This is a genomic window from Streptomyces sp. NPDC005302, assembly GCF_040607345.1.
Lineage (GTDB): Bacteria > Actinomycetota > Actinomycetes > Streptomycetales > Streptomycetaceae > Streptomyces.
Window position 1 is genome coordinate 43,459 of record NZ_JBEXGN010000028.1, and the last position, 13,391, is coordinate 56,849.

Annotated in this window: 10 protein-coding genes, 1 pseudogene and 1 riboswitch; of the genes and pseudogenes, 8 read left to right on the forward strand and 3 right to left on the reverse strand. The window is 72.3% G+C overall.

What is annotated here, in order from left to right; genetic code table 11:
* Window positions 1–7 precede the first annotated feature (7 nt).
* Together ABZT74_RS30715 and ABZT74_RS30720 are read left to right on the forward strand one after the other, a co-directional pair.
* Complete coding sequence (locus ABZT74_RS30715) at window positions 8–658, forward strand: XRE family transcriptional regulator (protein ID WP_356164538.1); 651 nt, start codon at window positions 8–10, stop codon at window positions 656–658.
* Window positions 655–804 carry a DUF6126 family protein gene (locus ABZT74_RS30720; RefSeq protein WP_355870932.1) on the forward strand — a complete coding sequence of 50 codons (150 nt, stop codon included), beginning with the start codon at window positions 655–657 and terminating at the stop codon, window positions 802–804. Before ABZT74_RS30715 ends, ABZT74_RS30720 begins: the two co-directional genes overlap by 4 nt.
* A 31-nt stretch (window positions 805–835) precedes the next feature.
* Here the strand turns inward: ABZT74_RS30720 and ABZT74_RS30725 are convergent, their stop codons facing one another.
* Window positions 836–1,633 carry a tyrosine-protein phosphatase gene (locus tag ABZT74_RS30725; protein ID WP_356164536.1) on the reverse strand — a complete coding sequence of 266 codons (798 nt, stop codon included), beginning with the start codon at window positions 1,631–1,633 and terminating at the stop codon, window positions 836–838.
* A 198-nt stretch (window positions 1,634–1,831) separates the two neighbouring features.
* Between ABZT74_RS30725 and ABZT74_RS30730 the strand changes: the two genes are divergently transcribed.
* The 3 genes from ABZT74_RS30730 (at window position 1,832) to ABZT74_RS30740 (ending at window position 6,364) form a co-directional block, all read left to right on the forward strand.
* Window positions 1,832–3,904, forward strand: coding sequence for an alpha-galactosidase (locus ABZT74_RS30730; protein WP_356164534.1), 2,073 nt, complete (start codon window positions 1,832–1,834; stop codon window positions 3,902–3,904).
* Between the two features lie 300 nt (window positions 3,905–4,204).
* Window positions 4,205–4,362, forward strand: a riboswitch (cyclic di-AMP (ydaO/yuaA leader).
* A 4-nt stretch (window positions 4,363–4,366) separates the two neighbouring features.
* On the forward strand, window positions 4,367–5,296 hold the full coding sequence (locus tag ABZT74_RS30735; RefSeq protein WP_356164533.1) for a LysM peptidoglycan-binding domain-containing M23 family metallopeptidase: 930 nt from the start codon (window positions 4,367–4,369) through the stop codon (window positions 5,294–5,296).
* A gap of 282 nt (window positions 5,297–5,578) precedes the next feature.
* The gene (locus tag ABZT74_RS30740; RefSeq protein WP_356164613.1) at window positions 5,579–6,364 is read left to right on the forward strand and encodes an SGNH/GDSL hydrolase family protein; all 786 of its coding nucleotides are present in this window, start codon (window positions 5,579–5,581) and stop codon (window positions 6,362–6,364) included.
* A gap of 363 nt (window positions 6,365–6,727) precedes the next feature.
* Here ABZT74_RS30740 and ABZT74_RS30745 read toward each other — a convergent pair whose 3' ends face one another.
* Entirely contained in the window at window positions 6,728–7,348 is a 621-nt protein-coding gene (locus ABZT74_RS30745; RefSeq protein WP_355870941.1) for a TetR family transcriptional regulator C-terminal domain-containing protein, read from the reverse strand.
* A gap of 49 nt (window positions 7,349–7,397) precedes the next feature.
* Window positions 7,398–8,576 (reverse strand): Glu/Leu/Phe/Val dehydrogenase dimerization domain-containing protein, encoded by a 1,179-nt coding sequence (locus tag ABZT74_RS30750; RefSeq protein ID WP_356164531.1) that lies wholly within the window; start codon window positions 8,574–8,576, stop codon window positions 7,398–7,400.
* Window positions 8,577–8,926: 350 nt separating this feature from the next.
* Here ABZT74_RS30750 and ABZT74_RS30755 point away from each other — a divergent pair, with 350 nt between their 5' ends.
* From ABZT74_RS30755 to ABZT74_RS30765, 3 genes and pseudogenes are all read left to right on the forward strand, one after another.
* Window positions 8,927–10,144 (forward strand): MBL fold metallo-hydrolase, encoded by a 1,218-nt coding sequence (locus ABZT74_RS30755; RefSeq protein WP_356164529.1) that lies wholly within the window; start codon window positions 8,927–8,929, stop codon window positions 10,142–10,144.
* Window positions 10,145–10,490: 346 nt separating this feature from the next.
* A pseudogene (locus tag ABZT74_RS30760) lies at window positions 10,491–12,227 on the forward strand (ATP-binding protein); the annotation flags it as partial.
* A gap of 728 nt (window positions 12,228–12,955) precedes the next feature.
* Window positions 12,956–13,390: a roadblock/LC7 domain-containing protein gene (locus ABZT74_RS30765; protein WP_081220442.1), complete on the forward strand. Its 435-nt coding sequence runs from the start codon at window positions 12,956–12,958 to the stop codon at window positions 13,388–13,390.
* Window position 13,391 lies beyond the last annotated feature (1 nt).

Below are 13,391 nucleotides of genomic sequence, written 5' to 3' on the forward strand. Positions count from 1 at the left end.
TGGACATATGAGCCCTGCCGATCCGGGGACGGCCGACGAGCCGTCCCGCGAGCCGTCCGACGAGCTGCACGCCGTGGCCCCGCAGCTCCGTGCGCTGCGCCGCCGCGCCTCCCTGACGCTGGAGGCCGCCGCCCGCGCCGCCGGGCTCTCCCCGGCGCACCTGTCCCGGCTGGAGACCGGTCAGCGCCAGCCCTCGCTGCCCACGCTGCTCGCCGTGGCCCGGGTCTACGGTACGACGGTCTCCGAACTGCTCGGCGAGACGGTCGCCGACCGTGACGCCGTCGTGCGTGCCGCCGACATGGACCCGACGCCCGCCGGCGGCTGGATCTACCGGCAGGCGGGCTCCTCGGGGCGCGGTATGCAGGCGCTGCGCGTGCACGTCCCGTACGGCTCGCAGGGCGACATCGTGCGGGTCCATCCCGGCGAGGAGTGGCTGTACGTCCTCGAAGGGCGGCTCCGGCTGCGCCTCGGGGACACCGCGCACGTCCTGGAGCCCGGGGACAGCGGGCACTTCGACTCGCTCACCCCGCACCGCATCGCCGCCGCCGAGCGCGCCGGAGCCGAGCTGCTCTTCGTCCACACCCTGCTGCAGAGCCCGACCGCCGCGCTGTGCCTCGGCCCCGCGACGGGCCACCCGACCCCGGGAGAGACGTCATGACCGAACCCACCGAACCGCGCAAGCCGTCCATGGAGGACAAGTTCCCGCGTGCCCTGTGGGTCCGGCTGATCATCTACGTGGCCGTCGGCCATCTCTTCGCGGCCTTCATCTACCTGCTCTTCACGCTGGGCGCGCAGAACCAGTAGCCCGGCCGCCGCGAAGTGTGGGGTGTCCGGCTCAGTCCAGCAGACGCTCGCGCAGGCGGTCGCGCAGCTCCGGGGTCAGCCCCAGCCCCTTCTCCAGGTAGGCGTCGACTCCGCCCCAGGTCTCCTCGATCGTCTCGAACGCCGCCGTCAGATACTGCGCGCGTGCGTCGAAGAGCGGGCTGAGCAACTCCATGACCTCGGGGGAGTACGCGGAGGCGGCGGAGCTGGTGCGGTGCACCTTGTAGCGGCGGTGCGTGGCGTTCGACTCCAGGTAGTCGGCGACGATCGCGTCCCGCTCGACGCCGAGGGCGAGCAGGGTGATCGCTATGGACAGCCCCGCGCGGTCCTTGCCTGCCGCGCAGTGCATCAGCGCGGGCACGCCGTCCTCCGCCATCGAACGCAGCACCCGGGAGTGCTCCGCCGTGCGCTCCTTGATGATCGCGCGGTACGAGCCGATCATGCGGGCGGCCGCCTTGCCGTCGCCGAGGATGCCGCGCAGCTGGTCCAGGTCGCCGTCACGGACCATCTTCCAGAACTCGCTGCCGTCCGCCGGGTCGGTCAGCGGGAGGTTCACGTTCCGCACGCCCGGCAGCTCGACGTCCGGGCCCTCCAGCTTCTGGTCCGCCGCGTTGCGGAAGTCGAAGATCGTGTGGAGTCCCAGGGAGGAGAGGAACGCGGCGTCCTCCTCGGTGGCGTGCGCGAGGTGGCCGCTGCGGAACAGCTGTCCCGGGCGCACGCGCCTGCCGTCCGTGGTGGGCAGGCCGCCCACGTCGCGGAAGTTGCGAACTCCGCCGAGCTCGGGCTCGGTCGACGGGACCTGCTGCGTCACGGGGGCTCCTCATCTTCGGCCGCGGGCCGGCCGGAGAGGGTCCGGTCGGCGCCCGGCGGCTGGTGTCTTCGGTCGCGTTCCCGACGATACGACATGGGTTCCTGGGGCAATGAGTTGTCCACAGGCGTTGCCTCGCGCCCCCGACTGGCCTGATGATGTTGATCCCTGATCGCACCTGTTCGTATCTGTGGGGGATTGATGATCGAGATCGGCGCGGCCGGCCGGACCTGGCTCCTCACCGGAACGACCAGCGGCTACGCACTGCACCTCACGGAACGCGACGAGCTGCTCCACCTGCACTGGGGCCCGCGGATCACGCTCGCCGACGCCGAGGCCCTGGCCGCCCGGCCCGCGCCGCCGTACCGGCCCTTCGACTCCCCGCTCGACGGGCGCGAGGAATACCCCGTCGAGGGCGGCCCCCGCTTCGTCCGCCCCGCCCTGTCCGTACGGACCGACGAGCGGCGCGGCACCGAATGGCGCTTCGAGGACGCGGCGACCGAGGGGGACGAGCTGCGGCTGCGCTTCTCCGACGCCGGGCTCGGCATCACCCTGCACTACCGGCTGCGCGGCGACGTCGTCGAGCGCCGTGTCACGCTCGCCAACGACGGAAACGAGAGCCTGGAGCTGCTCCGCGCGGACTCCGCGACCTGGACCCTTCCCGAGCGGGACGGCTGGCGGCTGTCCCAGCTGCACGGCCGGTGGGCCGCGGAGTCCCGGCTGGTGCGCTCGCCCCTCACCTACGGCGAGAAGATCATCGGCAGCCGCCGCGGCCACACCGGACACCAGCACCTGCCCTGGGTGGCCCTCGACAGTGAGGCCACCGAGGAGAGCGGCGAGGTGTACGGATGCGCGCTCGGCTGGTCCGGCTCCTGGCGGATCTCCGTCGCCCAACTGCCCGACGCGCGCGTGCAGATCACCGGCGGGGCGGGACACGACGACTCCGGGCTGCTGTGCCTCGGGCCGGGGGAGACCTTCACGACGCCCGTCTTCGCCGGGCTCTGGAGCGACGGCGGGTTCGGCGGCGCGAGCAGGACCTGGCACGCCTACCAGCGGGCGTACGTCGTCCCGGACGCGGAGCGGGACCGCCCGGTGCTGTTCAATTCCTGGGAGGCCACCACCTTCGACATCGCGGAGGAGCAGCAGCGGGCGCTCGCGCGACGCGCGTCCGCGATGGGCGTCGAGCTGTTCGTGGTCGACGACGGCTGGTTCGGGGCCCGCACCGACGCCCACGCCGGACTCGGGGACTGGACGCCCAACCCGGACCGCTTCCCCGCCGGGCTCAAGCCGCTCGCCGACGACGTGCACGCCCTCGGCATGCAGTTCGGCATCTGGGTCGAGCCCGAGATGGTCAACCCCGACAGCGACCTCTACCGCGCGCATCCCGACTGGGTGCAGTACCAGTCCGGACGAACCAGGACGGAATTCCGTAATCAGCTCATACTGAACCTCGCTCGGCCCGACGTTCAGGAGTACCTCTGGGAGCGGCTCGACACCCTGCTCTCCGGAGCGCCGATCGACTACGTGAAATGGGACTTCAATCGTTCCTTCACGGACGCCGGCTGGCCCGGCGAGCGCTATCCGCAGAAGCTCTGGGTCGCCCACGTCGAGGCCTTCTACGCCCTCCTGGACCGGCTGCGCGCCGCGCACCCCGGCGTCGCCTTCGAGTCGTGCTCCGGTGGCGGCGGCCGGATCGACCTCGGCGTGATGGCCCGTACCGACCAGGTGTGGACCTCGGACAACACCGACCCGCTCGACCGGCTCGCCATCCAGCACGGGTTCAGTCAGATCCATCCGGCCCGGATCATGGCCGCCTGGGTCACGGACAGCCCCAACAACCTGCTCAACGGCCGGGTCAGCTCGTTGCGCTTCCGCTTCGTGAGCTCGATGGCCGGGGTCCTCGGTGTCGGCGGCGACCTCACCACGTGGAGTGCGGAGGAGCTGGCGGAGGCGCGGGACTGGGTGGAGCTCTACAAGGAGATCCGGCCGGTCGTGCAGCAGGGTGACCTCTACCGGCTGCGGCCCCCGGAGGGTGGCCTGAGCGCCGTCCAGTACGTGCTCGGCGACGAGGCCGTGGTCCTCGCCTGGCTCCAGGCGCAGCACCACGGAGTGCGGCCCGCCCCGCTCAGGTTGCGCGGACTCGACCCGATGGGTGTGTACGAATGGGTCGGAACGGGCGAAGTGCACCGGGGTGCGGTGTTGCTGCACCACGGCCTGGACGCCGGACTGCGGGGCGATCTCGATGCGACGGTTATCCGGCTGCGTCGCATCTGACTGTTCTGCCCGAAATGGTGCCTTCATTACAACTGGCCCTGGAATAAGGTGCCGTGAGTCGGGTCGCGTGAGCAGCGTCATATTCGTGACGATGTGTTGCCGTCGGGGATTCGTGACCGGCCTTTGTTTCCGGGCGGATTGAAAGCCCGGAAAGATCGTCATTCCACGGAGGGTGACGGCGAATTCCTCATGGATCAAGAAAGGCGAGCACACAGAATCCGCACACAGTTGTCGGCGTGCTCGCATCTCGCTTACGTTCTGCCTCAATCCGGACGGACGCCCAATCCTGCCGCCGCCCGGAATCCGCACTCACCCGTACACGGCAGGAGCGGGGGACCCACAGGTTCCGCGCCTGGTCCGGTCTCCGGAACAGGCTAGGGGTACAGCCATGCAGCCGCGTGGCCGGGCATCTCCAGCCCGCACCCGACAGCTCACCTCGCAGGCGCCGGAGAGGAAATCGCCATGCCCGCGAAGGGTAAGCACCGCCGTCCCAAGTCCCTGCGTCTCACTCGCTCGATCGCCGTGGTCGGAACCGGTGGCGCCGCACTCGCGCTGCCGCTGATGGGAGCCACCGGCGCCCACGCCGCGACCCCGGCCGCCGCCGTCGCGCAGCACACGGAGAAGTCCGCGTCCGTCGCCCCGGCAGCCGCGAAGGCCGGCACGTCGAAGACGTACGCGGTGAAGGCCGGCGACTATCTCGCCAAGATCGCCGACGTCCAGCACGTCAGCGGCGGCTGGAAGAAGATCTACTCGGACAACCGCTCCGCCATCGGCAGCGACCCGTCGCTGATCCACCCGGGTCTGAAGCTGACCCTCGGCGCGAAGGCCGTCGCCCCGCAGGCCTCGGCGCCGGCGAAGCCCTCCGCCGCCAAGCCCTCCGCCGCCAAGCCCTCCGCCGCCAAGCCGGCCGCCGCCAAGCCCGCGGCCGCGAAGGCCGACACGGCGAGCACGGTCACCAAGACGGCCGCCACCAGCAGCAGTTCGGGCTACACCCTCCCCGTGGACGGCGCCACCATCGGCACCAACTACAAGGTGGCGGGCAGCATGTGGTCCAGCGGCTACCACACCGGCACGGACTTCGTCGTCCCGACCGGCACCACCATCAAGTCCATCGCCGCTGGCACCGTCGTCTCCGCGGGCTGGGGCGGCGCCTACGGCAACCAGGTCGTCATCCAGCACGCCGACGGCCGGTACTCGCAGTACGCCCACATGTCGTCCCTGTCCGTCTCGGCCGGCCAGACCGTGACCGAGGGCCAGCAGATCGGCCTCTCCGGCGCGACCGGCAACGTCACCGGACCGCACCTGCACTTCGAGGTCCGCACCACGCCCGACTACGGCTCGGACATCGACCCGGTCGCGTACCTGCGCTCGCACGGTGTCGCCGTCGGCTGACACCGCCTCCGCCCGACCTGCTCCTGACGGCAGGCCTGCCTCCGAAGGCCGGACCCCATGATCCCCGGGGTCCGGCCTTCGGTGTTCGCCGTGTCCGCCGGGACCACTGGTCGCAGCGGCTGCCTCAACAGCCATGGCGAGAGCCTTATTCCATGGTTGACCATTACTTGACGAGTGGCTTATCTCACCGTTCGTCAACCCTTCCCTACGGTCGCGTAGCTCACATCGGAAGGTGAATCATGGGCCGACGTGGCAGACGATGCGAAGAGTGACGACAGATCAGTGATCGGGTCGTACGTGGCGGTGGGGGACAGCTTCACCGAGGGCGTCGGCGACCTGGGGCCGGACGGGGCCTTCGTCGGCTGGGCGGACCGCTTCGCGGTTCTGCTGGCGGACCGGCGACCCGAAGGCGACTTCGACTACACCAACCTCGCGGTGCGCGGGAGACTGCTCGACCAGATCGTCGAGACGCAGCTCGTACGTGCCAAGGAGCTCGGCCCGGACCTGGTCTCCTTCTCCGCGGGCGGCAACGACATCATCCGGCCCGGCACCGACCCCGACGAGGTCGCGGAGCGCTTCGAGCGAGCCGTCGCCGACCTCACCTCAGCCGTCGGCAAGGTCATGGTGACCACCGGCTTCGACACCCGTGGCGTGCCCGTGCTCAGGCATCTGCGCGGCAAGATCGCCACGTACAACGGCCATGTGCGGGCCATCGCGGACCGCTACGGGTGTCCGGTCCTCGACCTGTGGTCGCTCAAGACGATCCAGGACCGGCGCGCCTGGGACGGTGACCGGCTGCACCTCTCGCCCGAGGGGCACACCCGGGTGGCGCTGCGCGCCGGTCAGGTGCTCGGCCTGGAGGTGCCGGTGGACCCGGACCAGCCCTGGCCGCCGCTGCCGCCGCGGGGCACCTTCGAGGTGCGACGCGACAACATCCACTGGGCCCGTGAGTACCTCGTCCCGTGGATCGGCCGGCGCCTGCGCGGCGAGTCCTCCGGCGATCACGTGGCCGCCAAGGGCGCGCTCTCCCCGGACGACATCAAGACGCGCATCGAGTCGGTCGCCTGACCGGGAACCACCCCGTTCACCGCGCCCCGGGTCCCTTGGGCCCGGGGCCGACTTGTCGGCGAACTCCGAAGGTGTCCCTGGTGGCGACGGGTCGGCTGCCCGTAGAGATCTTCGATCTGGCGCTCGGCGCGCGGGCACGCGGCCATCATCCCGTTCGGCGTCCGGTAGCTGCTGGTCGGATGTTCCGCAAAGTCGTTCACGCCGTGCCACGAACAGCCGCCCCGCCTCCCCACCGTTCCCTCACGGTGCAACTGTGCGTCGAAGGCGTACTTCGTGATGGCCACGAGAGCTCCCGGGGTGCGTGAGGCCGACGACCCGACGTTGGCGAGCACAGGTGGCTACGAACAGCCCCGCTTCGGAGCCTTATCGCACGCCTGCCACCAACTCGGCCCTCTCCAGGCCCAGTTCGCGGGCCAGGGCCTCGTCCGCCCATTGCTGGGTCCGGGCTCGGGAGACCGTGCCGCCGTAGGCGGTCATCTGGACGGCCAGGCCGTCGAGGAGGGCGGTGAGGCGCAGGGCCGTGCCGACCGGGTCGGGGCAGTGGAACTCGCCCGCGGCGACGCCCTCGGCGATCACTTCGGTGAGGGCCGCCTTCCACTGGCGGTCGAGGTCGCGGGTGACCTCCAGCAGGGCCGGCTCGCGCAGTGCGGCCGCCCAGCCCTCGATCCACAGGCGCCAGCCCTTGGCCTGGCCGGTGGGGGCGTACCAGCGGACGGCGGTCCGCAGACGCCGCAGCGCGGTCGTGCGGCGGCCGAGCAGTTTGCGCAGGTGGGCGAGGTCGTCCTCGGCCGCGTAGGTGAACGCCGCCGCGACCAGCTTCTCCTTCGTCGAGAAGTGGTACAGGACGAGCGCGTTGCTGACACCGAGGGACGAGGCCACGTCGGCGATCCGTACCGCCGCCACGCCCCGCGCCTCGATCTGTTCCACTGCGGCCCGCAGCAACTCCTCGCGCCGCTCCGCCACGCTCAACCGCACTCTCGCCACGCGGCAACCCTACACAGCGCGGCCCCCTGCGGTCGGACACGAGTTCGCGTCATCGGTACCAGCCGAACCGCTCCGCGATGACCGGCAGCCGGTCGGTGACGATGGCGTGCGCGGCGGCCCGCGGTGTCGTCCCCTCGGCCTCCGCGCGGGCGAGCGTCTGGTCGATCAGGGCGCGCATGGAGCGGCGGATGTGGGCGAACGCCTCGTCCGCGTCGGCGCCGATGTCGCCGAAGAGCGTCCACCACCACCAGGCGTTCGTACCGGAGTTGACCACCACGTCCGGCAGGACGACGACCCCGCGAGCCGCCAGCAGCTCCTCCGCGTCCGCCAGGACCGGCATGTTGGCCGCCTCGACCACCCAACGCGCCCTGATGCCGGCCTGGTTCGCGGTGTCGACGGCGTACGAGACCGCGGCGGGCACCAGGACCTCCGCGTCGACGGACAGCCAGGCGTCGCCCGGGAGTTCACGGTCGCCGGGGCGCAGCGCGGCGCGGTCGACGGTCCCGTACGCGTCCCGTGCCGCGAGCAGTGCCTCGACGTCGAGGCCGTCCGGGTTCGCGAGCGTCCCCTTGACGTCGGCGACGGCCACCACCTTCAGGCCGGCGCGGGTGAGGAACCGTGCCGTGGCCCCGCCCATCGTGCCGAGCCCCTGGACGGCGACCCGCGTCCCCGCGTGGGCGACCCCCGCCCGGTCCAGCGCGGCGAGCACCGACTCGGCGACGCCGCAGCCGCCGGCCAGTTCGTCGAGGCCGATGCCGTCGACCTCGACCGCGAACGCGTCCGCGAGCCGTCGCCGGGCCGCCGTCTCGTCGTCGAGGAGCGCGTAGACCGCCTGGATGGACGAGACGAGCCCGGCCTCCTCGGCCGCCCGGTCGACCAGGTCCTGGGAGAGGCCGAGATCCTCGCCGGTCGTCCAGAAGGACTCGATGTACGGACGCATCGCCCGCAGGTAGCGCACGAGCAGGCCCTGCGCCCCCGGGTCCTGGGGATCGCAGTCGATGCCGCCCTTGGCGCCGCCCAGCGGGACGTACCGGCCGTCCGGGTCGTAGTGCAGCGCCTCCTTCATGGTCATGCCCCGGGCGAGGCCGGTGACCTCCTCCAGCGTGCAGCCGGGCCGCATCCGCAGGCCCCCGCTCGCGACGCCGCGGACGAGACGGTCGACGACGAGGAAGCCCTGGCGGCCGGTGACGTGGTCCGTCCAGGTGAGCGACATGAGGGGGGTGGTCATCGGGTCTCCTCGGGGAACGGCTGTCACGGTGGTGCGCGGGTGAAGGGGGTGGTGCTTCCGCACGGGAATCCCGGATCAGTACTGAATCACTGTTCAGTATCGAAACCGGTGCGGCGTCCTGTCAACGCGCTAGGGTGCCCGGCGGTCGGGCGTCGGGCCGGGCGGCGGTGCCGTCCGCCGGGCCGTGGCGGTGGAAACGTTCTCCCCCCGGACGGAAGAAGCGGGTCCGTGCCGGGGTTGAGCAGACACAGGCCCGGACTGACGGACATCGCGTCGTGACCGGGGCGACGCGGCGCCGTCAGAGGCGACGACCATAATGAAACCCTGACCGACTCCTTCTGGAGGTACCCGTGACCGGATTCCGTACCCTGAGCTCCGGGCTCCGCTCGCTGCGGCCCGCCGCCTTCGGCGCGGATCCCGGTGGTGCGCGCATGGAGCGCATGCTCAGATCACCGAACTTCGCGGACGGCGTCTTCCAGAACCCGGAGACCGCCCGGACCCGCCCCGACGGCTCGATGCTGGAGTTCGCGAAGGTCTTCTTCCGCAAGGAGGAGCGCCTGAACCGCTCCCCGGCGGGGACCGTCCCCGTGCACCCGACGACGGTCGCCGACCTGGCCAGGCCCGCCGCGACCGGTCTGCGGCTCACCTGGATGGGGCATTCCAGCGTCCTCGCCGAGATCGACGGGCACCGTGTGCTCTTCGACCCCGTCTGGGGCGAGCGCTGTTCCCCCTTCGCCTTCGCCGGCCCCAAGCGGCTGCACCCGGTGCCCCTGCCGCTGGCCGCGCTCGGCCCGGTCGACGTCGTGGTGATCTCCCACGACCACTACGACCACCTCGACATGCCCACGATCAAGGCCCTGGCCGGCACGGACACGGTGTTCGCCGTCCCGCTCGGCGTCGGCGCCCATCTGGAGCGCTGGGGCGTCTCTGCGGACCGGCTGCGCGAGCTGGACTGGAACGAGTCGGCCAAGGTCGGCGGGATCACCCTGACGGCCACGCCGGCCCGGCACTTCTGCGGCCGGGGTCTGCGCAACATCCAGCAGACGCTGTGGGCCTCCTGGGTCGTCGAGGGCGACGCCCACCGGATCTACCACAGCGGTGACACGGGCTACTTCCAGGGCTTCAAGGACATCGGCGCGGCCCACGGGCCCTTCGACGCCACGATGATCCAGATCGGCGCGTACAGCGAGTACTGGCCCGACATCCACATGACGCCCGAGGAGGGCATGCGCTCCCACCTCGACCTCCAGGGCGGGCAGCCGTCCGGCGTGATGATGCCGATCCACTGGGCCACCTTCAACCTGGCGAACCACACCTGGGCCGACCCGGGCGAGGGCACCGTGGCCGCCGCCCGCGCGGTCGGCGCGACGGTCGCGCTGCCGCGCCCCGGCGAGCCCTTCGAGCCCACCGCGGAGACCGTTCCCGCCGAGCCGTGGTGGCGCGGGGTCGCCCGTACGCCCGAGGGCGGCTGGCCGGACGTCGAGGAGGCGGCCGCCGACACGCCGGGTGACGTCGCCGACCGCTCGACGGAGGGCACGGGAGACCCGGAAACGGTGCCCGCGGGCTGACGAACACGTCGACGGCGAGGGCCGAGGAGCGCGATGCTCCTCGGCCCTCGCCTTTTGTTTGCGACCGGTTCTGACCAGCTCCGATCGGATCCGGACGCGGTGCGAACGCGTGTCCCGAAGGGTTATCGGTCAGCCGTACGAAGCCTCATACCAGAGCGGGACGCTGACCGGGAGAGTTTGTCAACAGCCCATCGCAGCTGATGCGTTGACGACTACTGTCAGTTGCCGTCGGGCGACGCAGGGCCGAATTCTTCGGTTCTGTCGACCGGCATCGCGATGGCGCATGCCCGAGTCGCGCAGACCCGCGGGAGCCCTGTGCCCCGACGCATCCAGTACGAGGACGCCGATGTCTCACCTTCGCGCACCGGCCGCACGCGCAGACCGCCGTGAGGGCGGGCGACACGGACGACCCGTCGTCCGCGCCACGCCCTCACCGCCCGAGACGCACCTGCGGCCCCAGCTGCTGCGCCTCGCGGTCCTGCCGCCCACGGCGGTGGCCCTCAGCGCGTGCGCGGCCGTCCTGTTCGCCGTCCGCTCCACGGGCGCCCGGCCCGGCCCCGCCCTGTGGGCGGTCCTGGCCGGAGCCGTGGCCGTCGCCATGGCCGGCATCCTGATCGCCGCCGTCGCCGCAGACCGCGCCGCCCTGTCCGTGGGGGAGCGCATAGCCGCCCTGCGCCGGGCCAGCGCCCGCACCGAGGCCGACCTGCACACGGTCGTCGAGGGCCTGCGGCGCGGTGAGAACCCGCCCGCGCGCAGCTCCCGCCGGCAGCCTCCCGCGGACGCCGACGACTTCGAACTGCTCGCCGCCGACATGTCCCGCGCCCACGACGGCGCCGTCGCCGCCGTCGTCCAGGCCGCGCGGCTCTCCGGCCACACCGGCAGCGACCAGAAGGTCGAGGTCTTCGTCAATCTCGCCCGGCGCCTGCAGTCCCTGGTGCACCGGGAGATCTCCATCCTCGACGAGCTGGAGAACGAGATCGAGGACCCCGATCTCCTCAAGGGGCTCTTCCACGTCGACCACCTCGCCACCCGTATCCGGCGGCACGCGGAGAACCTGGCCGTGCTCGGCGGCGCCGTCTCGCGCCGCCAGTGGAGCAACCCCGTCCCCATGACCGAGGTGCTGCGGTCCGCGATCGCCGAGGTGGAGCAGTACTCGCGGGTCAAGCTCGTGCCCCCCATCGAGGGCACGGTGCGCGGCCACGCGGTCGCCGACGTGATCCACCTGCTCGCCGAACTCGTCGAGAACGCCACGGTGTTCTCCGCGCCGCACACCCAGGTCCTGCTGCGCGTCAACCTCGTCACCTCGGGACTGGCCATCGAGGTCGAGGACCGCGGGCTCGGCATGCAGCCGGGTGAGCAGAACAAGATGAACGCCCTGCTCACCGACCCCGACCAGGTCAACGTCGCCAGCCTGCTCCAGGACGGGCGCATCGGTCTGTTCGTCGTCTCGCAGCTCGCCCGCCGGCACGGCATCCACGTACGACTCCAGAGCAACATCTACGGAGGCGTCCAGGCCGTACTCGTCGTCCCGCAGGAGCTGTTGGGCCCGGCGCCCGGTGTTCTCACGGACGCCGCGGGCCAGCGGGAGACCGGCGGCGGACAACTGCCCCCCGGCGCGCCCCCGCGGCCGGGACCGGGACAGACGCCGGCGGCGTCCGCGGGCCGCCCGGTGGCGCCCGTACCGCGCCAGGCGCAGCGGGAACTCACGCGGGGAGAGTCGCCCCCGCGGGTCCCGCCACGAGGGCAGGCGCCCGGGTACGACCCGGCGACGGGCGGCGGTCCCGCACCGCTCCCCACCCGCGCCACCCGTGCCGGACGACCCAATCCCGCCGAGGCCGTCCCCGGCATCCGGCCCGCCGACCGGATCGCCGCGGCGGAGAACGCGGGGATGCCGCCGACGCCCCGAGCGGGCGCCGTACGGGGAACCATGGGCAGGCCCCACCTGCCCAAGCGGCGAGCCCAGGAACATCTCGTCCCGCAACTGCGCGAGGGCCCCACACCCCGGCAGGACACGGCGGACGTCGTCGGCCACGACCCGGGGCTCATGGCCGCTTTCCAGCGGGGCATCGGACTCGCGGAGGCGGCCCACGCCCGGGCGGCGGGCGGACCGAGCGCGCACCTGGGCCCGATGGGCGAGACGCCGGCCGGTCTGCCGGCCGCGCCGGTCGCCGGCCCCGCGGATCCGGTCCGCGCCGACCTGCTTCTGCCGCCGAGCGGCGTCGGCCCGGACCTGCCCCGCCCCGGCACCGGTCACTTCGGTGGTGGCCTCCTGGAACAGGACCACGGGATGCGTGGCCTGGGCGAGCCGGCCCCCCTGGCTCCGTGGCACCTGGACGACTTCTCCGCCGGCCACGGTGAACGCGGCCACGGCGAACCCGCCCGTGACGGTCTCGGCAGCCGGGACCTCGGCAACGCCGCTCCCGGTCGGGACGGCACGAGTCCGGTCGGCACGGGCCACGACGACCTGGCTCACCCGGCGCCGGGCGGCCCGCTCCCGCGCCGGCCGCGTCCGGAGGCGCTCCGCACGGACAGGGCCGGCCGCGCCGACGGGACGCCGTCGCCGGGCGACCCCTCCGACGGCACGGACCCCGTCGCCGTACCCCTGACGAACGGGACACCGACGCCGTACCCGGGCGACGCGCACACCACGTACGCGCCGTCGCCGCACGAGCACCGGGACAGCGCGCCCGGACACGACCGCACCGGCCGGCACGACGGGAGCGCACCGGCCGGATGACCACCCCCACGACCACCCCCACACCGCCCCCCACCGCTCCCGCGGACCCTCGTACCTCAAGGAGTCGATCCCCCATGGCGAGCGATGCGCCGACCGGCCACGTTTCCGACCTCGACTGGCTGATGAGCGGCCTCGTCCAGCGCGTACCCCACACCACGAGCGCGGTGCTGCTCTCCTGCGACGGGCTCGTGAAGTCGGTCCACGGCCTCGACCCGGACAGCGCCGACCACATGGCGGCGCTCGCGTCCGGCCTCTACTCCCTCGGGCGCAGCGCGGGCGTGCGCTTCGGGGACGGCGGCGACGTCCGGCAGGTCGTCGTCGAGCTCGACTCGACCCTGCTGTTCGTCACCACGGCCGGCTCCGGCACCTGTCTCGCCGTGCTCGCCGGCCGCGAGGCGGACGCCGCGGTGCTGGGTTACGAGATGGCCATGCTCGTCAAGAGCGTCCGGCCCTACCTGGTCACCGCGCCCCGGCAGCACGCCGTCGAAACCCCGGCGATGAGGTCGTGAG